General features: G+C 72.9%; 20 protein-coding genes. 13 read left to right on the forward strand and 7 right to left on the reverse strand.

Annotated elements, in window-relative coordinates:
• Nucleotides 1-36: 36 nt before the first annotated feature.
• Together AB0P17_RS18195 and AB0P17_RS18200 are read left to right on the forward strand one after the other, a co-directional pair.
• A complete protein-coding gene (locus tag AB0P17_RS18195) occupies nucleotides 37-906 on the forward strand; it encodes a PHP domain-containing protein (RefSeq protein WP_365812077.1) in 870 nt (289 codons plus the stop codon).
• A gap of 351 nt (nucleotides 907-1257) precedes the next feature.
• On the forward strand, nucleotides 1258-1863 hold the full coding sequence (locus AB0P17_RS18200; RefSeq protein WP_365812079.1) for a MarC family protein: 606 nt from the start codon (nucleotides 1258-1260) through the stop codon (nucleotides 1861-1863).
• Between the two features lie 63 nt (nucleotides 1864-1926).
• Here AB0P17_RS18200 and AB0P17_RS18205 read toward each other — a convergent pair whose 3' ends face one another.
• Nucleotides 1927-2079 carry a hypothetical protein gene (locus tag AB0P17_RS18205; protein WP_365812081.1) on the reverse strand — a complete coding sequence of 51 codons (153 nt, stop codon included), beginning with the start codon at nucleotides 2077-2079 and terminating at the stop codon, nucleotides 1927-1929.
• 217 nt (nucleotides 2080-2296) lie between these two features.
• Here AB0P17_RS18205 and AB0P17_RS18210 point away from each other — a divergent pair, with 217 nt between their 5' ends.
• Nucleotides 2297-3193 carry an NYN domain-containing protein gene (locus tag AB0P17_RS18210; protein WP_365812083.1) on the forward strand — a complete coding sequence of 299 codons (897 nt, stop codon included), beginning with the start codon at nucleotides 2297-2299 and terminating at the stop codon, nucleotides 3191-3193.
• Nucleotides 3194-3227: 34 nt separating this feature from the next.
• Here AB0P17_RS18210 and AB0P17_RS18215 read toward each other — a convergent pair whose 3' ends face one another.
• Together AB0P17_RS18215 and AB0P17_RS18220 are read right to left on the reverse strand one after the other, a co-directional pair.
• Complete coding sequence (locus AB0P17_RS18215; RefSeq protein ID WP_365812085.1) at nucleotides 3228-4109, reverse strand: alpha/beta hydrolase; 882 nt, start codon at nucleotides 4107-4109, stop codon at nucleotides 3228-3230.
• A 158-nt stretch (nucleotides 4110-4267) separates the two neighbouring features.
• A complete protein-coding gene (locus AB0P17_RS18220; RefSeq protein ID WP_365812087.1) occupies nucleotides 4268-6352 on the reverse strand; it encodes a DEAD/DEAH box helicase in 2085 nt (694 codons plus the stop codon).
• A 519-nt stretch (nucleotides 6353-6871) separates the two neighbouring features.
• Between AB0P17_RS18220 and AB0P17_RS18225 the strand changes: the two genes are divergently transcribed.
• On the forward strand, nucleotides 6872-7654 hold the full coding sequence (locus AB0P17_RS18225; protein WP_365812089.1) for a ferritin-like fold-containing protein: 783 nt from the start codon (nucleotides 6872-6874) through the stop codon (nucleotides 7652-7654).
• Nucleotides 7655-7692: 38 nt separating this feature from the next.
• Here AB0P17_RS18225 and AB0P17_RS18230 read toward each other — a convergent pair whose 3' ends face one another.
• The 4 genes from AB0P17_RS18230 to AB0P17_RS18245 all read right to left on the reverse strand — a co-directional run bounded on the left by AB0P17_RS18230 (nucleotide 7693) and on the right by AB0P17_RS18245 (nucleotide 9527).
• Nucleotides 7693-7962: a hypothetical protein gene (locus tag AB0P17_RS18230; protein ID WP_365812090.1), complete on the reverse strand. Its 270-nt coding sequence runs from the start codon at nucleotides 7960-7962 to the stop codon at nucleotides 7693-7695.
• A 158-nt stretch (nucleotides 7963-8120) separates the two neighbouring features.
• Nucleotides 8121-8348 (reverse strand): DUF3107 domain-containing protein, encoded by a 228-nt coding sequence (locus AB0P17_RS18235; protein ID WP_329829234.1) that lies wholly within the window; start codon nucleotides 8346-8348, stop codon nucleotides 8121-8123.
• 145 nt (nucleotides 8349-8493) lie between these two features.
• Nucleotides 8494-9135, reverse strand: coding sequence for a TetR/AcrR family transcriptional regulator (locus AB0P17_RS18240; RefSeq protein ID WP_365812092.1), 642 nt, complete (start codon nucleotides 9133-9135; stop codon nucleotides 8494-8496).
• Nucleotides 9136-9296: 161 nt separating this feature from the next.
• On the reverse strand, nucleotides 9297-9527 hold the full coding sequence (locus AB0P17_RS18245; protein ID WP_365812094.1) for a hypothetical protein: 231 nt from the start codon (nucleotides 9525-9527) through the stop codon (nucleotides 9297-9299).
• A 111-nt stretch (nucleotides 9528-9638) separates the two neighbouring features.
• On the opposite strand from AB0P17_RS18245, the gene AB0P17_RS18250 reads away from it, so the two are divergent.
• From AB0P17_RS18250 to AB0P17_RS18290, 9 genes are all read left to right on the forward strand, one after another.
• Nucleotides 9639-10688, forward strand: a complete 1050-nt coding sequence (locus AB0P17_RS18250; protein ID WP_365812096.1) for an alpha/beta hydrolase — start codon at nucleotides 9639-9641, stop codon at nucleotides 10686-10688.
• Between the two features lie 8 nt (nucleotides 10689-10696).
• A complete protein-coding gene (locus AB0P17_RS18255) occupies nucleotides 10697-12061 on the forward strand; it encodes a DUF3152 domain-containing protein (protein ID WP_365812099.1) in 1365 nt (454 codons plus the stop codon).
• 168 nt (nucleotides 12062-12229) lie between these two features.
• Nucleotides 12230-12328: an Ms4533A family Cys-rich leader peptide gene (locus AB0P17_RS18260; RefSeq protein ID WP_365812100.1), complete on the forward strand. Its 99-nt coding sequence runs from the start codon at nucleotides 12230-12232 to the stop codon at nucleotides 12326-12328.
• Between the two features lie 241 nt (nucleotides 12329-12569).
• A complete protein-coding gene (locus AB0P17_RS18265) occupies nucleotides 12570-14294 on the forward strand; it encodes an ABC transporter substrate-binding protein (protein ID WP_365812102.1) in 1725 nt (574 codons plus the stop codon).
• 95 nt (nucleotides 14295-14389) lie between these two features.
• The gene (locus AB0P17_RS18270) at nucleotides 14390-15346 is read left to right on the forward strand and encodes an ABC transporter permease (protein WP_365812237.1); all 957 of its coding nucleotides are present in this window, start codon (nucleotides 14390-14392) and stop codon (nucleotides 15344-15346) included.
• Complete coding sequence (locus tag AB0P17_RS18275; RefSeq protein ID WP_365812103.1) at nucleotides 15343-16332, forward strand: ABC transporter permease; 990 nt, start codon at nucleotides 15343-15345, stop codon at nucleotides 16330-16332. Before AB0P17_RS18270 ends, AB0P17_RS18275 begins: the two co-directional genes overlap by 4 nt.
• 98 nt (nucleotides 16333-16430) lie before the next feature.
• On the forward strand, nucleotides 16431-18122 hold the full coding sequence (locus AB0P17_RS18280; protein ID WP_365812238.1) for an ABC transporter ATP-binding protein: 1692 nt from the start codon (nucleotides 16431-16433) through the stop codon (nucleotides 18120-18122).
• 250 nt (nucleotides 18123-18372) lie between these two features.
• Nucleotides 18373-20076, forward strand: a complete 1704-nt coding sequence (locus AB0P17_RS18285) for a DUF3492 domain-containing protein (protein ID WP_365812105.1) — start codon at nucleotides 18373-18375, stop codon at nucleotides 20074-20076.
• Entirely contained in the window at nucleotides 20069-21358 is a 1290-nt protein-coding gene (locus AB0P17_RS18290) for a hypothetical protein (RefSeq protein ID WP_365812106.1), read from the forward strand. Before AB0P17_RS18285 ends, AB0P17_RS18290 begins: the two co-directional genes overlap by 8 nt.
• Nucleotides 21359-21407 lie beyond the last annotated feature (49 nt).

Raw genomic sequence — 21407 nt, forward strand, 5'->3', positions numbered from 1 at the left:
TCCCCTGGCCCGTACCGAGTCCCCGGAGTCCGCGTCGTGCGCATCGATCTGCACACCCACTCCACCGCCTCGGACGGCACCGACACCCCCGCCGAGCTGGTCTTCAAGGCCGCGGCCGCCGGACTCGACGTCGTCGCGCTGACCGACCACGACTCCACCCGGGGCCACGCCGAGGCCATCGCGGCGCTCCCGGGGCTGGACCGGCCGCTCACCCTCGTCACCGGTGCCGAACTCTCCTGCCGGCTCGACGGCGTCGGGCTGCATCTGCTCGCGTACCTCTTCGACCCGGAGGAGCCCGAGTTCCTGCGCGAGCGCGAGCTCGTACGGGACGACCGGGTGCCGCGCGCCCGCACCATGGTCGCCAGGCTCCAGGAGATGGGCGTTCCGATCACCTGGGAGCAGGTCGCGCGGATCGCGGGCGACGCCTCCCTGGGCCGGCCGCACATCGCCACCGCGCTCGTCGAGCTGGGCGTCGTCGAGACGGTCTCCGACGCCTTCACCCCGCAGTGGCTGGCGAACGGCGGCCGGGCCTACGCGGAGAAGCACGAACTCGACCCCTTCGAGGCGATCCGGCTGGTCAAGGCGGCCGGCGGGGTCACCGTGTTCGCCCATCCGCTGGCCGTCAAACGCGGCGCGGTGGTGCCCGAGTCCGCCGTCGGGCGCCTCGCGGAAGCCGGTCTCGACGGCGTCGAGGCCGACCACATGGACCACGACGCGCCCACCCGTGCGAGGCTGCGCGGGCTCGCCGCCGAACTCGGGCTGCTGACCACGGGGTCCAGCGACTACCACGGCACCCGGAAGTCCGTGGAGCTCGGCGCCTGCACCACCGACCCGGAGATCTACGGCGAGATCATCCGGCGTGCCTCCGGCGCCTTCCCGGTGCCGGGCACGGGCGGACGTGCCTAGTGCCCCTCCCGGCAAGCTTTGCCCCGTCGCGCCGCCCAGCACGCACGCTCGCGGCGTTGGCCAAAAGTCCTGGTAGCTCCGCTACAAGGACGTTCGGCCGCCTTGCGATCGCACGCACCGGACGACGCTCCTTCGGGGCAAACATTGCCGGTCGCGGCACTAGCACGGACGACCGGCCCCGCCGTGCCGTCCCTCGGCCCCGCCCGCCGTACCTCTGCCGTAGCGCGGTCCTGCCGGGGGCCTGACGTATTTCCCGGCGCAGCCGCCCGCACGCCCACCGGTCTCCGGCTGCCCGCCCCCGGCCGCTTTCTCCCCTTCCGCTTCCTTCTCTTCTCCCCTCAAGGCTTCACTGTGTTTGATTTCGCTGTCTTCGGATCCCTCTTTCTCACCCTTTTTGTGATCATGGACCCGCCCGGGATCACCCCGATCTTCCTCGCCCTGACCTCCGGGCGCCCTGCCAAGGTCCAGCGCGCCATGGCCTGGCAGGCGGTGGCGGTCGCCTTCGGGGTGATAGCCGTCTTCGGCCTGCTCGGACAGCAGATCCTGGACTACCTCCATGTCTCCGTACCGGCCCTGATGATCGCCGGCGGGCTGCTCCTGCTGCTCATCGCGCTGGACCTGCTGACCGGCAAGACCGACGAGCCGCAGCAGACCAAGGACGTCAACGTCGCCCTCGTACCGCTGGGCATGCCGCTGCTCGCGGGGCCGGGCGCGATCGTCTCCGTCATCCTCGCCGTCCAGCACGCCGACGGTGTGGCGGGCGGGATCTCGGTCTGGGCCGCGATCATCGCGATGCACGGGGTGCTCTGGCTGACGATGCGCTACTCATTGCTGATCATCAGGGTGATCAGGGACGGCGGGGTGGTGCTGGTGACCCGGCTCGCCGGGATGATGCTCTCGGCCATCGCCGTGCAGCAGATCATCAACGGCGTCACCCAGGTCGTCCAGGGCGCCTGATGCCGGGGCAACGGGCGGCGCCCCCGTACGGGTGATCCGTACGGGGGCGCTTCGTCGTTCGCGTTACGAGGCCGGGGTGTCGGCCGGGCGGATGTAGATGCGCTGGCCCATTGCCGCGGCCTGCTGCACTATCCGGTTGACGGAGGCGGCGTCCACAACGGTGCTGTCCACGGCCGAGCCGTCGACGTCGTCGAGTCGCATGATTTCGAAGCGCAAGGCTTCTCCCTTCGTCTGATCCTCCTGCTGGAGAACTGCGTGAGTGACGGGCATCTCCGTCGTTGGTTATATGTCGGGCGGGTACATCCGTATCAACGGCTTGCCCTCTGCAAACATTCCCTACGCTAAGGAAAATTTTTGAGAGTCTAACTACTGACTGGTAAGTATCATCACGGGAAACTGACAGCCTACGAACGAGGCGGAGATCAAGGCAGAGATGACCGCAGAGACAACCGCGATCGGCGCGCGGCTGGAGCGCACCAACGAGCTGCTCCAGCGCATGCTCGCAGAGGTCGCGAAGACCCCCTCCACCCATGCCATCTTCGTCGACGCCGGTTACGTCTATGCTGCGGCCGGGTTGCTTGTGGCGGGCACCGAGGACCGGCGCTCCTTCGATCTGGACGCCGAGGGGCTCATCGAGGCCTTCATCGACAAGGCGCGGATCATCTTCGCGGACAGCAGGCTGCTGCGCGTCTACTGGTACGACGGCGCGAGGCGGCGGATCCACACCTCCGAGCAGCAGTCCATCGCCGAACTGCCCGACGTCAAGGTCAGGCTCGGCAACCTCAACGCCAACAACCAGCAGAAGGGCGTCGACTCCCTGATCCGCACCGACCTCGAATCGCTCGCCCGGCACCGCGCCATCAGCGACGCGGCGCTGGTCGGCGGCGACGAGGACCTGGTGTCGGCCGTCGAGGCGGCGCAGGGGTACGGCGCACGGGTCCACCTCTGGGGCATCGAGGCGGGCGAGGGCCGCAACCAGGCGGAGCCGCTGCTCTGGGAGGTCGACAGCCAGCGCACCTTCGACCTGGAGTTCTGCAAGCCGTACGTGACCCGCCGCCCGGTCACCACGTACGAGCACGAGGGCGAGCCGCCGCCCTCCCGCGACCAGGTCCGGTTCATCGGCGCGCAGATCGCCGCGACCTGGCTGACCGAACGCGGCAGGGACGCGCTGGCCGAGCTGCTGCCGGGCCATCCGTATCTGCCGGGACCGGTGGACCAGGACCTGCTGATCGAGGCGGAGAGGCTGCTCCAGCGCTCCCTGCGGGGCCACGCCCTGCTGCGCCGGGCGCTGCGGGACGGCTTCTGGCAGCATCTCCAGGCCCAGTACTGAGCGGCCCGTACCGGACCTGGCAGGTCGGCAGGGGTCAGTAGAGGCCGTCCCAGAAGTCGGCCAGCGCCGCCGCGGTCTCCGCCGGCCGGTCGGTGTTGGGGGAGTGCTCCGCCCCCGCGACGACGGTCCTGCGCGCCCCCAGCCGCCGCGCCATCGAGTCCAGCAGCGGCACCGGCCACACGTCGTCCCGCTCGCCGGAGATCACATGCAGCGGCAGCCGCTGTACGGCTGCCAGCTCGGCCACCCGGTCCGGTTCCGCGCTGAGCTGCGCGCCGGTGGCGATGAGCTGCGCCGGACTGGTCCGTACCCAGCGCTCGCGCAGGTCGGCGCCGTTGTCGGGGGCCGGCGCCGCGGTGGTGGCGGTGGCGGTGGCAGTGGCGGTGTCTTCGGGGGGCTCCATCGTCTCCATCACCTCCCACACCTGCGCCATCGTCATGACCGCGAGCGTGTCGCTGAGCAGCTTGATCCGCTCCCGCTGGCCCGGGGCGACCTCGGCGGGCCCCGAGGACATCAGCGTCAGGGAGAGGAACGGGTCCCGGTCGAGCAGCACCGCGGCGCGCGAGATCTGGCCGCCGAGGGAGTGCCCGAGCAGATGTACGGGAGTGTCGAGCGCCGCCGCCTGCGCCAGCACATCGGCCGCCAACTCGGCCCGCGTGTAAGCCTCTTGGGTGTCGGGCCCGTCGGTCTCGTACTGTCCTCGGCCGTCCACGGCGACGGTTCTGTACCCGGCCGCGGCGAGCGGTTCGAGCAGCGCGATGAAGTCCTCCTTGCTGCCGGAGAACCCGGGCAGCATCAGCACGGTCCCGTGCGGCTCCCCGGCGGGCCGCGCGTCGAGGACGGCGAACCGCCCGCGGCGGGTGGCGAGCATACGGGCGCGGGCGCAGGGGGGCGGAGTGAAAGTGGGCGGCCGACTCATGCGACGAGGCTAACCGCGTACGGGCCCGACCGGCGCCCCGCCTCCGGAACCGCCGGTGGCCCGGCACCCCTGGGTACGGGGCGTCGGGCCATCGGCGGTGCTGCCTGGTGCCGGTCGCGGCACGGCGGGCTGTTCTGTGTTTCGGCTCCGGGGCCGGCTCAGCTCTCCTCGGGCTGGGCCTGCGCGGTCTTCGCCGTGGCCGTACGGGTGCGGCGGCGGCGCGGTGTGGGCACCGCCTCCGGCTCCGTCCCGGGCGCCTCGGCGACGGCCTCCGTCACCGTGGCCTTCTTCGCCCTGCCCGCCTTGGAGACCTTCGAGACCTTCTCGGTCTTCTCGGCCTTCCCCGCCTTCTCGGCCGGCTCGGCGTTTTCGGCCTGCTCCGTCTTCGGCTTGGCGACGCGGGTACGGCGCCGGGGCTTGGGCTCCTCCGTCCCGGCGGCCTCCGCGGGCTCGTCGACCGGGGCGGTCTCCGTGACCGGAGCCTCGGGCGCCTTGGCCTTCGCCACGCGGGTGCGGCGGCGCGGCTTGGGCTCCGCGGCCGGCTCCTCGCCGGCCGGTGCTTCCGCGGCCGGCGCCTCGGGCGCCGCCACGGCCGCCTCGGCCACCGCGGGGGCGTCCGCCTCCGGCTTCACGGCGCGGGTACGGCGGCGGCGCGGCTTGGGCGCCGCCTCCGCCTCCGGCTCCGCGACGGCCGGGGCCCCGGCCGCGGCCACGGCGTCCACGGCCACGGTCTCCGGGGACGTGTCCGTACCGGCACCGGCCCGGGCGCGGGTGCGCCGACGGCGCGGGGTACGCGGCTCGGCCGGGACCATCGTCCACGACGTCTGGAACTGGGGCTCGGGCGTCTCCTCCGGCGCGGTCACCGCCGGGGCGCTCGCCGGGGCAGGGGTGGCCGGGGCTGCCGGTGCAGCGGTGGCGGCCGATGTCGCCGCCGACGCGTCCAGCGTCGCACCGCCACGGGTGCGGCGGCGCTGGCGCGGCGTGCGCGTACGGGCCGGGCGCTCCTCCCGTACCGGCGCGGCGGACGGTCCGGACCTGCGGCCGCGGCCGCCCGTCTCGCCCAGGTCCTCGACCTGCTCGGCCGCGAGTCCGGCGCGCGTCCGCTCGGCACGCGGCAGGACACCCTTGGTCCCGGCCGGGATGTTCAGCTCCTCGAACAGGTGCGGGGAGGTGGAGTACGTCTCCGGCGGGTCCGGGAAGCCGAGGTCCAGCGCCTTGTTGATGAGCTGCCAGCGCGGGATGTCGTCCCAGTCCACCAGCGTCACGGCCGTACCGGACGCCCCCGCGCGGCCGGTGCGGCCGATGCGGTGGAGGTAGGTCTTCTCCTCCTCCGGCGACTGGTAGTTGATGACGTGCGTCACACCTTCGACATCGATCCCGCGCGCGGCGACGTCCGTGCAGACCAGCACGTCCACCTTGCCGTTGCGGAAGGCGCGCAGCGCCTGCTCCCGGGCGCCCTGGCCCAGGTCGCCGTGGACCGCGCCGGAGGCGAAGCCCCGCTGGGCGAGCTGGTCGGCGATGTCGGCGGCGGTGCGCTTCGTCCGGCAGAAGATCATGGCGAGCCCGCGGCCCTCGGCCTGGAGGATGCGCGCGACCATCTCCGGCTTGTCCATGGAGTGGGCGCGGTAGACCCGCTGGGTGGTGTTGGCGACGGTCGCGCCCTCGTCGTCCGGCGAGGTGGCGCTGATGTGCGTCGGCTGCGACATGTAGCGGCGGGCGAGGCCGATGACCGCGCCCGGCATCGTCGCGGAGAACAGCATCGTCTGGCGCTTGGCCGGCAGCAGCTGGATGATCCGCTCGACGTCGGGCAGGAAGCCCAGGTCCAGCATCTCGTCGGCCTCGTCGAGAACCAGCCCGCGGACGTGCGACAGGTCCAGCTTGCGCTGCCCCGCCAGGTCCAGCAGACGGCCCGGGGTGCCGACGACGACGTCGACGCCCTTCTTGAGGGCCTCGACCTGCGGCTCGTAGGCCCGGCCGCCGTAGATCGCGAGGACGCGTACGTTGCGTACCTTGCCGGCGGTCAGCAGGTCATTGGTGACCTGCTGGCACAGCTCCCGGGTGGGGACGACGACCAGGGCCTGCGGGGCGTTGGTGAGCTGCTCGGGCACGGCCCGGCCGGACTCGACGTCCGCGGGGACGGTGACGCGCTCCAGCAGCGGCAGACCGAAACCGAGGGTCTTGCCCGTGCCGGTCTTGGCCTGTCCGATGACGTCCTTGCCCGACAGCGCGACGGGGAGGGTCATCTCCTGGATGGGGAACGGAGACAGGATGCCGACGGCTTCAAGCGCCTCGGCCGTCTCGGGGAGGATTCCGAGTTCTCGGAAAGTCGTAGTCAGGGTGCTGCCTCTTCTGTGAAACGCGGCGCGAGGCGAACGCGGGGGGTCGTACCGCACCTGGGTACTCGGCCGGCCGTGGATTGGCCGGATGGCGCGGGACCACTGCCGTCGCTCAGAGCGCTCATGCCGCTGAGGGGGCCCCTCATCTGCGGTCGTACGCTGCTGTGCGCACGGTCCGCGCGGAGGGCGGTCGGGGTCGGAGCCGATCGGGCCACCGACCGGGCATCCTCTGGGGCCTGTCCGTGAAGAACGGACCTCGTCAAACACTGCCAAACATGCAAGTCAAACATGCGATGGCCCGCCGAATACTCGGCAGGCGCATTACCACTGTACCCCGGAATCGCGCATGTGTGTTGGGCGAATTCGTCGGAACGGTGTGACGGCCCGCTCCGACCGGCCCTTACACCCTCGGCCGGGCGGGCTATTGTGCCCCTCATGGAGACGCCCGACAACGCCACCGCGCCCGCAGCCGGAGCCGACGACCCCACGAACCCCTCCGAGCCGACTGCGCCGACCGTTATCGCCGCCCAGGACTGGGCGACGGCCTCGGCCGAGCCGCAGTACCGCGCGGCGGTCGTGGATCTGCTGGGGGCGCTCGCCTACGGCGAGCTGGCGGCCTTCGAGCGGCTCGCCGAGGACGCCAAGCTCGCGCCGACCCTGGCGGACAAGGCGGCGCTGGCCAAGATGGCCGCCGCCGAATTCCATCACTTCGAGCAGCTGAACGACCGGCTGCGGGCGATCGACGCCGAGCCGACCGAGGCGATGGAGCCGTTCGCCAAGGCGCTGGACGACTTCCACCACCTGACGGCTCCGTCCGACTGGCTGGAGGGCCTGGTCAAGGCGTACGTGGGCGACTCGATCGCCAGTGACTTCTACCGCGAGGTCGCGGCCCGCCTCGACACCGACACCCGCGCGCTGGTGCTCGCCGTGCTGGACGACACCGGGCACGGCAACTTCGCCGTGGAGAAGGTGCGGGCCGCGATCGAGGCGGAGCCGCGCGTCGGCGGCCGGCTCGCGCTCTGGGCCCGCCGTCTGATGGGCGAGGCGCTCTCGCAGGCCCAGCGGGTGGTGGCCGACCGGGACGCGCTCTCCACGATGCTGGTGGGCGGGGTGGCCGACGGCTTCGACCTCGCGGAGGTCGGCCGGATGTTCTCCCGGATCACCGAGGCGCACACGAAGCGGATGGCCGCGCTCGGACTGGCCGCCTGACCCGGCCCGCCTTTTTCCGGCGGGCCGGCCCGTCCGCGTCAGGACGGTATGGCGCGGTGCAGCGGGCGGCCCGCCGGGCGCAGCAGCAGCGAGAGCAGCACGGCGGCGACCAGGAGGGCCCCCACGAGGGTCGCCATGACATGGCCGGTGCCGAGCGCCATGTGCGTCACGTACGCGCCGAAGAGGGCGCCGAGCGGGCCCGCCGCGTACACCGTACGGAGCGCGGGCAGCCGGTCGGCCAGGTGGTGGGCGGCGGCCCACGACAGACCGAGTCCGAGCAGGACCGATCCGAGGATTACCAGGATCACTGCCGATCACCTCACAACACCGAGGGGTGGGTACGCGGTCCGGACCTCACGGCCCGTCACGTCACTACCCGGCGGTCACCCGGAACAACCCTCACCACCGCGAAGTGGCCCGGCGGGAATCCCGCCGGGCCACTTCTCCTGTCGGTCGACGACAGCGGCTACAGGTTGCCGAAGCCCACCCGCCGTGCCGCCGGCTCACCGATCTCCACGTACGCGATCCGCTCGGCCGGTACGAGCACCTTGCGCCCCTTGTCGTCTGTGAGGCTGAGCAACTGCGCCTTGCCGGCCAGCGCCGCGGACACGGCTCGCTCGACCTCCTCGGCGGACTGCCCGCTCTCCAGAACGATCTCGCGGGGCGTGTGCTGCACGCCGATCTTGACCTCCACGGCTATGTCCCTCCGAACGGTCTGCGTTGCGCGGCCAGCCGCGCGGTACGCAGCACACATTAGCCCGGAGCGACCCTCCGGAAGGCGCCGCGGGGGCACGCCCGCAGCGAACACGGCCGGGGCGGCGCCGGACCCGGCGCCCCGCTCAGTGCTGCTCGCTGCCGTGCAGCGGGAAGCCGGCGATACCGCGCCAGGCCAGCGAGGTGAGCAGCCGGACGGCCTGTTCGCGGGGGATCTGGGACTCGCTGGAGAGCCAGTAGCGGGCGACCACCTGGGAGACACCGCCGAGGCCCACGGCCAGCAGCATGGACTCCTCCTTGGAGAGCCCGGTGTCCTCCTCGATGACGTCCGAGATCGCCTCGGCGCACTGCAGTGCGACCCGGTCCACGCGCTCGCGCACGGCCGGCTCGTTGGTCAGGTCCGACTCGAAGACCAGGCGGAACGCGCCGCCCTCGTCCTCCACGTACGCGAAGTACGCGTCCATCGTCGCCTCGACGCGCAGCTTGTTGTCCGTCGTCGACGCCAGCGCCGTGCGGACCGCCAGCAGCAGCGCCTCGCAGTGCTGGTCCAGCAGGGCGAGGTACAGCTCCAGCTTTCCGGGGAAGTGCTGGTAGAGCACGGGCTTGCTGACGCCCGCGCGCTCGGCGATGTCGTCCATCGCGGCCGCGTGGTACCCCTGCGCGACGAACACTTCCTGTGCGGCGCCCAGCAACTGGTTGCGCCGGGCGCGACGCGGCAGGCGGGTGCCTCGCGGGCGCGCCGCCTCGGTCTGCTCTATGGCTGTCACGCCGCCTCCCAAAATTCGTTTGTGTGCGCATAGTGCGCCGCCCCGCCATCGTACTTTTGGGTAACCCGGCCGCGCGTGGTGAGGAGGCAGAATTTCACGGACCGGACGCGTACGGTAGCCGGGCCGGGCGCGGTGCGCTGCCCGGCCGGGGAAAGCCCAGGTCAGCGATAGTCCTCTTCGTCGCCCAGATCCACCGTTCTCGCCTGGTCGGCGGCGTCGCCCTCACTCGCCGTGTCCGGGTCGATGTGCGTCAGCGGTTCGTCACGGCCCCGCCGCACCTCCCTGCGCTGCTCGGCGGCGTCGGCCTCCGGGACCTCGTCGGCCGCCCCGGCGCTCCGGCCGGACCGGTGTTCCGGCTCGAAGGTGTCGGGGTCCGTGGGATCGACTCTCATACCGGCCCCCTTTCTCTCCCTCCGAGCCTAGAAGCCAGGGGTGCCATGCGCCATACGGCCTGTGACGGCGAACACGTGAATCACGGCGTGATCGTCTCGTAACATTGCCGCATGTCGTCGACCGAGCTGCCGGAAACCGTAGCCGCCGCCGTGGCTCCGAAGGTGAGTCCCGTACGGGTCGCGGAGGGGGAGGAGCTGCGCTCCGTCACCCTGCCCGGGCTCACCCTGACCGTCCGGTCGCGGCCCGCGACCGGACCCGGAGCCGCGCCGGGGCTGTACGTGCACGGGCTCGGCGGCTCGTCGCAGAACTGGTCGGCGCTGATGCCGTACCTCGCGGACCTGATCGACGGCGAGGCCGTCGATCTGCCCGGCTTCGGGGACTCGCCCCCGCCGTCCGACGGCAACTACTCCATCGCGGCGCACGCCCGCGCGGTGATCCGGCTGCTGGACGCGGGCGGGCGCGCCCCTGTGCATCTCTTCGGCAACTCCCTCGGCGGCGCCGTCGCGACGCGGGTGGCCGCCGCCCGGCCCGATCTGGTGCGGACACTCACGCTGATCTCCCCGGCGCTGCCGGAGGTCCGGGTGCAGCGCACCGCGCTGCCCACCGCGCTGCTCGCGGTCCCGGGGGTCGCCGGGCTCTTCGGCAGGCTGACCCGGGAGTGGACGGCGGAGCAGCGCACCCGCGGGGTGATGGAGCTCTGTTACGGCAACCCCTCCGCCGTCGCGGACGAGGATGTGCGCCGCGCGGCGGCGGAGATGGAGCGCCGGCTTCAACTGCCACATTTCTGGGAGGCGATGACGGGCTCCGCGCGCGGTATCGTCGACGCGTACACACTGGGCGGACAGCACGCGCTGTGGCGGCAGGCCGAACGGGTACTGGCACCGACCCTGCTCGTCTACGGCGGGCGGGATCAGCTCGTCTCGTACCGTATGGCCCGCCGGGCCTCGGCCGCTTTCCGCGACTCGCGGCTCCTGACGCTCCCCGACGCGGGGCACGTCGCCATGATGGAGTACCCGCGGCAGGTCGCCCAGGCGTGCCGGGACCTCATCGACGAGAACCGCCCGAAGACCGGCCCGGGAACCGAATCGGAACCGGGGCCGTCATCCGATTCGGCATCCGGCTCGGATGCAGAGACGATCGACGAACACGGCAGGAGCTGATCCGGGGCGTGGGACGACACAGCCGCAAAGGCCCCGTACCCCAGGGCTCGCCGGGTGCGGGCGACCTCGCGGCAGGTGGACCCGGGCAGGACCGGGAGGGGCCGGGGAAGGGCCGCCGCCGGGGCCCCGGCGAGGACCACGCGCAGGAGCAGGAGCAGCACGGAACTCCCGCGCACGGCACCCCCGTACACGGGACTCCTGTGTACGGCACCCCCGCGCACGGCGCCCCGCAGGTGCGGGGCGGCCATCCCGAGCAGCGTGAGTCCGGGGGCGGTTGGGGCGGCGAACGCCGTTACGGCGACCCGCGGGGCGCGGCGCCGCGCGGCGTGGGCGGTACGTCGACGCCGCTGATCCCGGGCCCGCGCAAGGAGTTCGTGGACGCGTTCGACGCCGTCGCCGCTCCGGCCGCCACCCCGGTGCCCCGGCCCGTGCCGAAGCCCGGCGCCCGGGGCGGCGACGGTACGGGCGCGGCGCGCGGCGGCCCCGATGCCACCGACGACACTGAAGGCTCCGAGGCGGGGCCGGACGCGGAGGAGCCCGCCAGAGGCGGCTGGGGCCGTGCGCTCACCGGGATCGCCGCCGCCGCGGTGACCACCGTCCTCGCGGTCGTGGTGGCCGGGCAGGTCACCGGCTCGGGCTCCGACCCGTCCGGCGCGCGGGCGGCCGAGGGGATCGACCGGGCGGACGAGAACGGCGACGGCGCTTCGCGCTCCGACGACCGGAACGCCCCCGAGACCGGAGAGGGCGACGCGAAGCCCCCGGCCGCGAGGGTGACGTACGAACAGATGATGGCCCGTCAGTTCCCGCTGGATCCGAAGCTGGAGGCGGCGGGCACCTTCACCGCCGTGCCGGGCCTCGCCAAGGCGCCCGGCAAGGGTCAGAAGGTCCGCTACCGCGTGGACATCGAGAACGGACTCGGCCTGGACGGGGCGCTGTTCGCGGAGGCCGTCCAGAAGACCCTGAACGACCGGCGGAGCTGGGCGCACAACGGCGAGATGGCCTTCGAACGCATCTCCAGCGGCGAGCCCGACTTCGTCATCACCCTGGCGAGCCCGGGGACCACGGCGGTCTGGTGTGCGAAGTCCGGACTCGACACGAGCATCGACAACGTGTCCTGCGACTCCGCCGCGACCGACCGCGTGATGATCAACGCCTTCCGCTGGGCCCAGGGCGCGGAGACCTTCGGCGCCAAGGCGATGTTCGGCTACCGGCAGATGCTGATCAACCACGAGATCGGCCACCGGCTCGGCCACAGCCATGTGAACTGCCGCACGCCGGGCGCCCTCGCGCCGGTGATGCAGCAGCAGACCAAGACGCTCGACATCGACGGTGTGAAGTGCCGGCCGAACCCCTGGGTCTACCCGGACGAGTGATCCCCGGCCCCGGCCCCCGCGGGGAGCGCCGGGGGCCCCGAGCCCGCCCCGGAGAGCACCCGCGAGACCCGCCGAGCGCCGGTGCGGGCTCGGTGATCGTCCGTATGGTGAGAGAGCTGTCTCACTCCGCGTTGACATTCGAACACTGCCTCATCCATATTTCTCCGCATGTCGTCCGCCTCCGCACGTGCCTACCGTCACGCCGTCTTTGAGCTCGCGCTCATCGGCGTGACGCCGCTGTGCGTGGCCGACATTCTCTGTAGCTGACGCCGCCCGAGCGCGCCCCCTTCCACCGCACACACCGCGGTGGACCGGTGTGCCCGGGCGTACTGCCGTCCGTATGCGGGCGCGGCGTCCTGATCTCCCTGTTCTCCTCTCCGCCGCTGCCGCCTGCGCGGACACCGGGCGCTCCACGCCCTCTGTTCCCGTCCCGCCCGCTCCTGTCACCCTTGTGCACTCCGTCACTCTGTGCACGCCGTGCGCGCAGCCCACCGAGAGGCTTCTTCCGATGCGTCAACCGTCCGTCATCACCCGCCGCGTGGCCGCGGCAGCCGTCACCCTGGCCGTGACAGCGGGCGCCGCCGCCTGCGCGGGCCCCCAGGACAACGATGCCAAGAGCGACGGCTCGGCCCAGGGCAAGCCCCAGAAGGGCGGCACGCTCTCGGTGCTCAACACCGAGGCGCAGGCCGACTTCGACCCGGCGCGCCTCTACACCTCCGGCGGCGGCAACGTCCCCTCGCTGGTCTTCCGTACGCTGACCACCCGCAACCGGGAGGACGGCGCGGCCGGCACCAAGGTCGTCCCCGACCTCGCCACCGACACGGGCCGCCCCAACGCCGACGCCACCGAGTGGACGTACACCCTCAAAGAGGGGCTGAAGTTCGAGGACGGCTCTCCGATCACCACCGCCGACATCAAGTACGGCATCGAGCGCTCCTTCGCCGCCGAACTCTCCGGCGGCGCCCCCTACCTGCGCGACTGGCTGATCGGCGGCGCCGAGTACCAGGGTCCGTACAAGGACCCTAAGGGGCTCGCCTCGATCGAGACGCCCGACGCCCGCACCATCGTCTTCAAGCTGAACAAGCCCGAGGGCGACTTCCCCTTCGTCGCCACCCAGACGCAGTTCGCGCCGGTGCCCAAGGCCAAGGACAAGGGCGCCAAGTACGAGGAGCACCCGTTCTCCTCGGGCCCGTACAAGGTTGTCAAGAACGAGGGCGACGGCCAGCACATGGTGCTGGAGCGCAACCCGCACTGGTCCGAGAAGACCGACGACCAGCGCCACGCCTACCCCGACAAGATCGACGTCAAGGCCGGACTCGACTCCGCCGTCATCAACCAGCGGCTCGCCACCAGTTCGGGCGCCGACGCCGCCGCCATCACCACCGACACCAACCTCGGCCCCGCCGAGCTGGCCGAGGTCGGCAGCGACAAGGCGCTCGCCGCCCGCGTCGGCACCGGCCACTTCGGCTACACGAACTACCTCGCCTTCAACCCGAAGGTGAAGCCGTTCGACAACCCGAAGGTGCGCCAGGCGATTTCGTACGCCATCAACCGCACCAGCGTGATCAACGCGGCCGGCGGCTCCGCGCTCGCCGAGCCCGCCACCACCTTCCTGCCCGAGCAGAAGGCGTTCGGCTACACGCCGTACGACCACTTCCCGGCCGGCAAGACGGGCGACCCGGCCAAGGCCAAGGAGCTGCTGAAGGAGGCCGGCCACCCCGACGGGCTGACCATCTCCCTCATCCACTCCACCGCGCAGAACCGCGAGACCAGCCCCGAGGTCGCCACTGCCGTCCAGGAAGGGCTCAAGAAGGCGGGCATCACCGTCAAGCTCGTGGGACTGGAGCCGAACGCCTTCAACGAGGCCCGCTGGAGCGTCAAGAACGCGCCCGGCTTCTTCCTCTCCCGGTGGGGCGCCGACTGGCCGTCCGGCGGCCCGTTCCTGGCGCCGATCTTCGACGGACGGCAGATCGTCAAGGACGGCTCCAACTTCAACCACGCGCAGTTCGACGACGCGGCGGTCAACAAGGAGATCGACGAGATCAACAAGCTGACCGACCTCTCCGCCGCCGCGAAGCGCTGGGGCGCGCTCGACAAGAAGATCGGTGAGCAGGCCCTCGACGTGCCGCTCTTCCACCCCGTCTACAAGCGGCTCTACGGCAAGGACGTCAAGAACATCGTGATCAGCGACTGGACCGGCGTCCTCGACATCTCGCAGGTCGCGGTCAAGTGAGTACCGCTCCCGATCCGGTGGCGGCGGGGGCGGCGGGCACCTCGGCCCCCGCCCCGGCCGCTCCCTCCTCCGGCGCCGGCCAGGTCTGGCGACGGCTGCGCGGACGCCCCTCGGCCCTGGTGGCCGGGGGCGTCCTCGTGCTGCTCGTGGTGCTGGCGCTCGCCGCGCCGCTGCTCGCCGCGCTGGAGGGCCAGGACCCGAACACGTACCACGACTCGCTCGTCGACTCGGCGCGCGGCGGCGTGCCCCACGGCTCGTTCGGCGGGGTGAGCGCCGACCACTGGCTCGGTGTCGAACCCGGCACCGGGCGCGACCTGTTCGTACGGCTGCTCTACGGCGCCCGGATCTCGCTGCTCGTCGCCGTCGGTGCCACCGTCGTCCAGGTGGCGATCGGTGTCACCGTCGGCCTCGCGGCCGGTCTCGGCAACCGGTGGCTGGACAGCTTTCTCAGCCGGGTCACCGATGTGATGATCGCGCTGCCGATGCTGGTGCTCGCCATCGCCCTGACGGCCGTCGTGCCCCAGGACTTCCCCCGCCCGCTGCTGCTGATCCTCGTCATCGGCCTGCTCAACTGGGGCGGTACGTCGCGGATCGTACGGGCGCAGACCCTCACCCTGAAGCAGCTCGACTTCGTGGCCGCGGCCCGGCTCGGCGGCTCGGGGCGGCTGCGCGTGGCACGTCGCGAACTGCTGCCCTCGCTCGCGGCGCCCGTCATCACGTACGCGGCGATCCTGCTCCCCACCAACATCGTCATCGAGGCGTCGCTGTCCTTCCTCGGCGTCGGCGTCAAACCGCCGACGCCGTCGTGGGGCGTGATGCTGTCGACCGCGCAGACCTGGTTCCGCGCCGACCCGATGTACGTCCTGCTCCCCGCCGGTCTGCTCTTCGTGACCGTGCTCGCCTTCACCGTGCTGGGCGACGCGGTACGTACGGCGCTCGACCCGCGCGAGGCCAGCCGGCTCCGGGTCGGGACGCGTGAGCGCACCCGTACGTCCGGCAAGGCCCGTACGTCCGGGAAGACCCGTACCCCCCTCAAGGACACCGCCTCATGACGCGCTATCTGATCAAACGGCTCGCCGGCGCGCTCCTGGTCCTGCTCGTGCTGTCGATCGCCGTCTACGCGCTCTTCTACCTGGCGCCCGGCGACCCGGCCCGGCTCGCCTGCGGCGAGCGCTGCTCGACCCAGCAGGTCGACCAGGTGCGCGAACGCCTCGGCCTCGGCCAGTCGGTCTTCGCGCAGTACGGGCACTTCCTGCGCGGCATCGTCGCCGGGCGCGACTACTCCACCGGCACCTCGGTGCTCCACTGCGACGCGCCCTGCCTCGGCTTCTCGTACAAGACCGACCAGCAGGTCACCCAGCTCATCCTGGAGCGGCTGCCCGCGACGGTCTCCCTCGCCGTCGGCGCGATGGTCGTCTGGCTGGTCATCGGGGTCGGCACCGGGCTGCTCTCCGCGCTGCGGCGCGGCGGGATCACCGAGCGCGCGCTGACCGTGCTCACCCTCGCCGGGACCGGCACGCCCGTCTTCATCCTGGGCCTGCTGCTCCTGATGGTGGTCTGCGCGTACCTCCAGTGGCTGCCGTTCCCGTCGTACGTACCGCTGAGCGACGACCCCGAGCAGTGGGCGTGGAACATGCTGCTGCCCTGGCTCACGCTCGGGCTGTTCGAGAGCGCGAAATACGCGCGGTTGACGCGGAGTTCGACCCTGGAGACGCTGGCCGAGGACCATATCCGCACCTTCCGCGCCTACGGGGTCGGGGAGCGCGCGGTCGTCGGGCGGCACGCGCTGCGCGGCGCCCTGCCGCCGGTCATCGCGCTCAACGCGAACGACTTCGGCACGGTGATCGGCGGCGCGGTGCTCACCGAGACCCTGTTCGGCATCCCCGGTGTCGGCAAGACGCTGATCGACTCGGTGCGGGACGTCGATCTGCCGGTGGTGGTGGGCGTGGTGCTGGTGACCGGAGCGGCCGTCGTACTGGCCAATGTCGTGGCGGACCTGCTGTACGCCGTGGCCGACCGAAGGGTGGCTCTCCTGTGACGCGTACGACTTCTGCGACCCCCGGGGCTTCCGGCAGTTCCGGGGCTCCCAGGGCTTCCGGCACTCCCGGGGCTTCCGGGGCTTCCGCCACGGAGCCGCTGGTCCTCGTCGAGGGCCTGACCGTCGACTTCACGGCGGGCGCCGACGACACCGTGCGCGCCGTGGACGGGCTCTCCTTCTCGCTCACCGCGGGCCGGGCGATCGGCCTGGTCGGCGAGTCCGGCAGCGGCAAGAGCACCGTCGCGGGCGCGCTCCTCGGGCTGCACCGGGGGACCGGCGCGCGCGTCGGCGGTACGGTCCGGGTCGCCGGTACGGACATCGGCACCGCCACCGACCGCGAACTGCGCGCGCTGCGCGGCGCGGTGGCCGCGATGGTCTTCCAGGACCCGCTCTCCTCGCTGGACCCGTACTACGCGGTGGGCGACCAGATCGCGGAGGTCTACCGCGTCCACACCGACGCCACCCGGCGCGCGGCGCGTGCGCGGGCGGTCGAGGTGCTGGACCGCGTGGGCATCCCCGACGCCGCGCGCCGCGCGCGCTCCCGGCCGCACGAGTTCAGCGGCGGAATGCGCCAGCGCGCGCTGATCGCGATGGCGCTGGCCTGTGAGCCGCGCCTGCTGATCGCGGACGAACCCACCACGGCGCTCGACGTGACCGTCCAGGCGCAGATCCTCGACCTCCTCCACGACCTGCGCCGCGAGACGGGCATGGGGCTGCTGCTGGTCACCCATGACGTGGGGGTCGCGGCGGAGAGCGTCGACGAGGTGCTGGTGATGCGGCACGGGCGCGAGATCGAGCGCGGGGGCGTCGCGGACGTCCTGGGCGCGCCGAAGGACACGTACACCCGCACCCTGCTCTCGGCGGTGCCCCGGGTGGACGCGCCGGTCGAGCGCGCGCCGGGCGGTGCGTCCGCCCGGGGCACCGGCGGGCCGCTGATCGAAGACGGGCCGCTGATCGAAGCGGCGGGCCTGCGCCGGGAGTTCCGGCGCGGCCGTCGGACCGTCACCGCCGTGGACGGGGTCTCGCTCACCGTCGCGCCGGGGGAGACCCTGGGCATCGTCGGTGAGTCGGGCAGCGGCAAGACCACGCTGGGCCGGATGCTCGTACGGCTGCTCGACCCGACCGCCGGGACCCTGCGCTACCGGGGCACGGAGATCGGCACGGCGTCCGAGAAGGAGCTGCGGCCCTACCGCCGCGAACTCCAGATGATCTTCCAGGACCCGGTCTCGTCGCTCAACCCGCGCCGTTCGGTGGGCGAGTCCGTCGCGGACCCGCTGCGGGCCGCGGGGGTGCTGGACGAGCGGGAGACCGTCGAGCGGGTACGGGGGCTGCTGGAGCGGGTCGGGCTCGACCCCGACCGGTACGACCGGTACCCGCACGAGTTCAGCGGCGGACAGCGCCAGCGCGTCGGGATCGCCCGCGCGCTCGCCGCCGAGCCCCGGCTGATCGTCTGCGACGAGCCCGTCTCCGCGCTCGACGTGACGACCCAGGCGCAGGTCACCGCGCTCCTCGCGGAGCTCCAGCGGGAGCTGGGCCTCGCGCTGGTCTTCATCGCGCACGACCTCGCCGTCGTACGGCAGGTCAGCGACCGGATCGCCGTCATGAAGGACGGCAGGATCGTCGAACAGGGCACGGTCGAGGAGGTCTACGGGGCGCCCTCCGAGGCGTACACGAAGCAGCTCCTGGCCGCCGTCCCGGCGCTCGACCCGGGGCTCGCCGCGGCCCGCCGAGCGGCCCGCAGGGAGCTTCCGGCACCCGTCGCGCCCGCCGGGGAGGCGGCCCTTGCCTGACCCGTGAGGTTCCGTTTCGCACCCGCGGGGAAGCCGCGCTGACCCGACCCACGAGGTTCGCCGTACGTAAGCATCCGTTTTCGTAGCGCCACAGAACGCCACCGCTACGAGAAAGTTACGTGCATTCACCCCTTCCGGTGGTGCGACGGACAACCGTCCGTCGTACCACCCGGTTGTCCGTTTACGGTCGTCCCGTCTGCGTGCCGCCGATCAACGGCGGCCGCCCACAAGGGAGATCGGGGGTGCGCTCGTGCGGATCGGACTGCTCACGGACGGTGGCTATCCGTATGCGACCGGTGAGTCCAGGCTCTGGTGCGACCGGCTCGTACGCGGGCTCGCACCGCACGAGTTCCACATCTACGCACTCAGCCGCAGCGCCCGGCAGGAGCGGAGCGGCTGGGTCCTGCTGCCGTCCCACGTTCCGGCCGAGCGGGTGCGCACCGCCCCGCTCTGGGCGCCGGCCGACGACGGCCACGGCTACGGACGGCGCGACCGGCGCCGGTTCGCGCTCCACTTCGGGCGGCTGGCCGAGGCGATCTGCGCCGACGGCGGTCCGGACGGCACGGGGAGCGAAGAGGCCTTCGCCGAGGGGCTGTACGGGCTGGCCGACCTCGGCCGGGAGCGCGGCGGGCTCTACGCGGCGCTCCGCTCGGAGACCGCCGTACGACTGCTGGAGTCGGCCTGCCGGGCACCCGGCGCACGCCGGAGCGCAGGGACCGCGACCGTGCCCGACTTCCTCGCCTTCGCCGACCATCTGGAGCGCGCGCTGCGCCCCCTCTCGCTCGACTGGTACGGCGAGGACGACGGGCTGGGCGCGGTCGACCTCTGCCACGCCGCCTCCGGCGGCCCGGCCGCCCTGCCGGGGCTGCTGGCCAAACGCTTCTTCGGGGTGCCGCTGCTCCTCACCGAGTACGGCGTGCGGCTGCGGGCGCACTACCTGGCGACGGCGGACGCGGACACCGCCTCCGGCGCGCCGGTACGCGCCCTGCTCGCCGCGTTCCACCGGCGGCTCGCCGCCGAGACCTACCGCCAGGCGGGCGCCATCACCCCCGGCAACCTGCACGCCCGCCGCTGGCAGGAGCGGTGCGGCGCCGACCGCGCCAAGCTGCGGACCGTCTACCCGGGGATGGAGGCGGAGCGGTTCGCGGCGGTCGCGGACGACCCCGACGGCGCGGGCGATCCGGCGACGCTGGTCTGGATCGGCAGGATCGAACCCGCGAAGGACCTGATCTCGCTCCTGCACGCCTTCGCCGCGATCCGCAGGGCGGAGCCGGGCACCCGGCTGCGCATCGTCAGCGCCCCGGTGCGGGACGCGGAGGGCGCGGCGTACCTCGCGCACTGCCGGGGACTGGCCGCCCACCTCTTCCCCGACGAGGCGGCCGACGCGCACGCCGTCGGCGACAACCCGGTCTCCTTCGAGGAGATCGGCGGCCCCGAGGCACCCGACCTGCCGGACGTCTACGCCTCGGCCGGCCTGGTCGTGCTGTCCAGCGTGGTCGAGGGCTTCCCGATCAGCCTGATCGAGGCGATGTTCTGCGGGCGCGCGACGGTCTCGACGGACGTCGGGGCGGTCGTCGAGGTCATCGGCGGTACGGGTCTCGTCGTCCCCCCGCGCAATCCGCGGGCGCTCGCGGACGCGTGCGTGGGGCTGCTGCGCGACCCCGAGCGCCGTGCCCGCCTGGGGGCCGCGGCCCGCGCCCGCGCGCTGGAACTCTTCACCGTCGAGCAGAACCTGGCGGCGTTCCGCGCGCTCTACCTCGAACTCATCTCGCACGCCCCCGGGCGCCGCCCGGCCGACTCGGTGGACGCCGACGGAGCCCCCGTCCCCTTCGCCCATCCGGCCGAGACCCGTGTCCCGGGCCACTGGACGGCGGTCCGCCGCCGACCGGACGGGCCGTCCGCCCCGGCGGAACGGGTAGGGGCGGGCGCCGGAGCGGGGGACCACGATGTCTGACACCGGCCACCCGCGTACGGACAGCGGGAAGGGAGCCGGACGACGGAGGTCCGCGGACCCCGTCAAGGCGCTGCTGCACCGGCACCGCGGGCTCTGCGAGCGGGCCGTCGATCCGCTGGAGATCGCCGCCGGGCTCGAAGCCCACGGGATCACCGACCGCACGGCCGCGCGCTTCCGGCACCGGGACGTCTTCTCACTCGCCGAGGAGTTGTACGCACGCGTCCCGCAGGACACCGGCCGCCGGGCCGGCCACCGGGACGCCGCCGGCCACGGGCATCACGGCGACCACGGCGACCACGGGCACGGCGCGGATCGTCCCGTCGGGGGCCTTGCCGAGGGCCTGACGGGCAGTCGTACCAGGAGCCGTACGGAGGGCCGTACGGAAGGCCTTACGGAGGGCAGTACCGCGGGCCGTACAGAAAGCCGTACGTCGAGCCGCCTCGGCGGTGGTACCGAGAGCCGCGGGCGGGCCGCCCGGGCCGGGTGGGCGGGGGTCGTGCTGCTGCCCGGCGCCCTCGCCTCCCTCACCCTCGCCGGTCTGGAGCACAGCACCGGGCAGGGGCAGCTCGCGACAGCACTGGCGGGCACGCTCGCACTCTCCGGCGCCGTGTCCGTCTGCCTCCGCCGCGGCCCTCTGCGCGCCCCGGGCCGCACCGTACCCGCCGCCGGGCTCTGGACGTATGCCCTGCTCGGCTATCTGCTCTGCGGCGACGGCCTCCTCGCCGCGCTCCTCGACGGCGGGCCCCACGGACCCTGGCCCGCCACCGCGACGCCCCTGGTGACGCTCGCCGTCGCCATCGCGCCCGCCGCCTGGTGCGCCCGCCTCTTCTCCGTGCGGGCGCGCCGCGGACTCACCGCCAGCCGGGATCTGGCCGACTTCGCCGCCCGGGCGCGCCCGCTGCTCCTCGGCGTCGTCGGGCTGTACGCCTGTGTCCTCGCCGTGCTGACCCCGCTGACCAATCTGCTCCACGCCGAGCACGGGGCCCTCGCCCCCACCGTCACCCTCGGCACCCTGTTCCTGCTGGCCCGGCTCCTCACCGTCCACGGCTTCCCCGAATCCGCGGCCACCGGGCTCGCCACCGCCTGCGCCCTGGAGGTCCTGGCCTGCGCGTCCGTGCTCGCCGGCCGTATCCCCGGCTGCGACGCCCTCGCCGTGCCCGTCCGGGGGCTCGTCCAGGCCGCGGGCCCGGCCGCCGTCCCCGCCCTCGCCTGCGGCGCCGCCGCCCTCGGCCTCCTCGTCCACGCCGCCGTCGCCCTCTCCCGGGCCTCGGCCCACACCTGAGCCCGCACACCAGCCCGCACACCCCGCCCCTCTCACACACCCCGCCCCG

This window comes from Streptomyces sp. NPDC088124 (assembly GCF_040685895.1).
Taxonomy (GTDB): domain Bacteria; phylum Actinomycetota; class Actinomycetes; order Streptomycetales; family Streptomycetaceae; genus Streptomyces.

Bases quoted from the DNA above. Each gene is read 5' to 3' on its own strand.
- AB0P17_RS18210 (WP_365812083.1), top strand. From the start codon at position 2,297: ATGACCGCAGAGACAACCGCGATCGGCGCGCGGCTGGAGCGCACCAAC.
- AB0P17_RS18215 (WP_365812085.1), bottom strand. From the start codon at position 4,109: ATGAGTCGGCCGCCCACTTTCACTCCGCCCCCCTGCGCCCGCGCCCGT.
- AB0P17_RS18220 (WP_365812087.1), bottom strand. From the start codon at position 6,352: ATGACCCTCCCCGTCGCGCTGTCGGGCAAGGACGTCATCGGACAGGCC.
- AB0P17_RS18245 (WP_365812094.1), bottom strand. From the start codon at position 9,527: ATGAGAGTCGATCCCACGGACCCCGACACCTTCGAGCCGGAACACCGG.
- AB0P17_RS18250 (WP_365812096.1), top strand. From the start codon at position 9,639: ATGTCGTCGACCGAGCTGCCGGAAACCGTAGCCGCCGCCGTGGCTCCG.
- AB0P17_RS18260 (WP_365812100.1), top strand. From the start codon at position 12,230: ATGTCGTCCGCCTCCGCACGTGCCTACCGTCACGCCGTCTTTGAGCTC.
- AB0P17_RS18265 (WP_365812102.1), top strand. From the start codon at position 12,570: ATGCGTCAACCGTCCGTCATCACCCGCCGCGTGGCCGCGGCAGCCGTC.
- AB0P17_RS18275 (WP_365812103.1), top strand. From the start codon at position 15,343: ATGACGCGCTATCTGATCAAACGGCTCGCCGGCGCGCTCCTGGTCCTG.
- AB0P17_RS18290 (WP_365812106.1), top strand. From the start codon at position 20,069: ATGTCTGACACCGGCCACCCGCGTACGGACAGCGGGAAGGGAGCCGGA.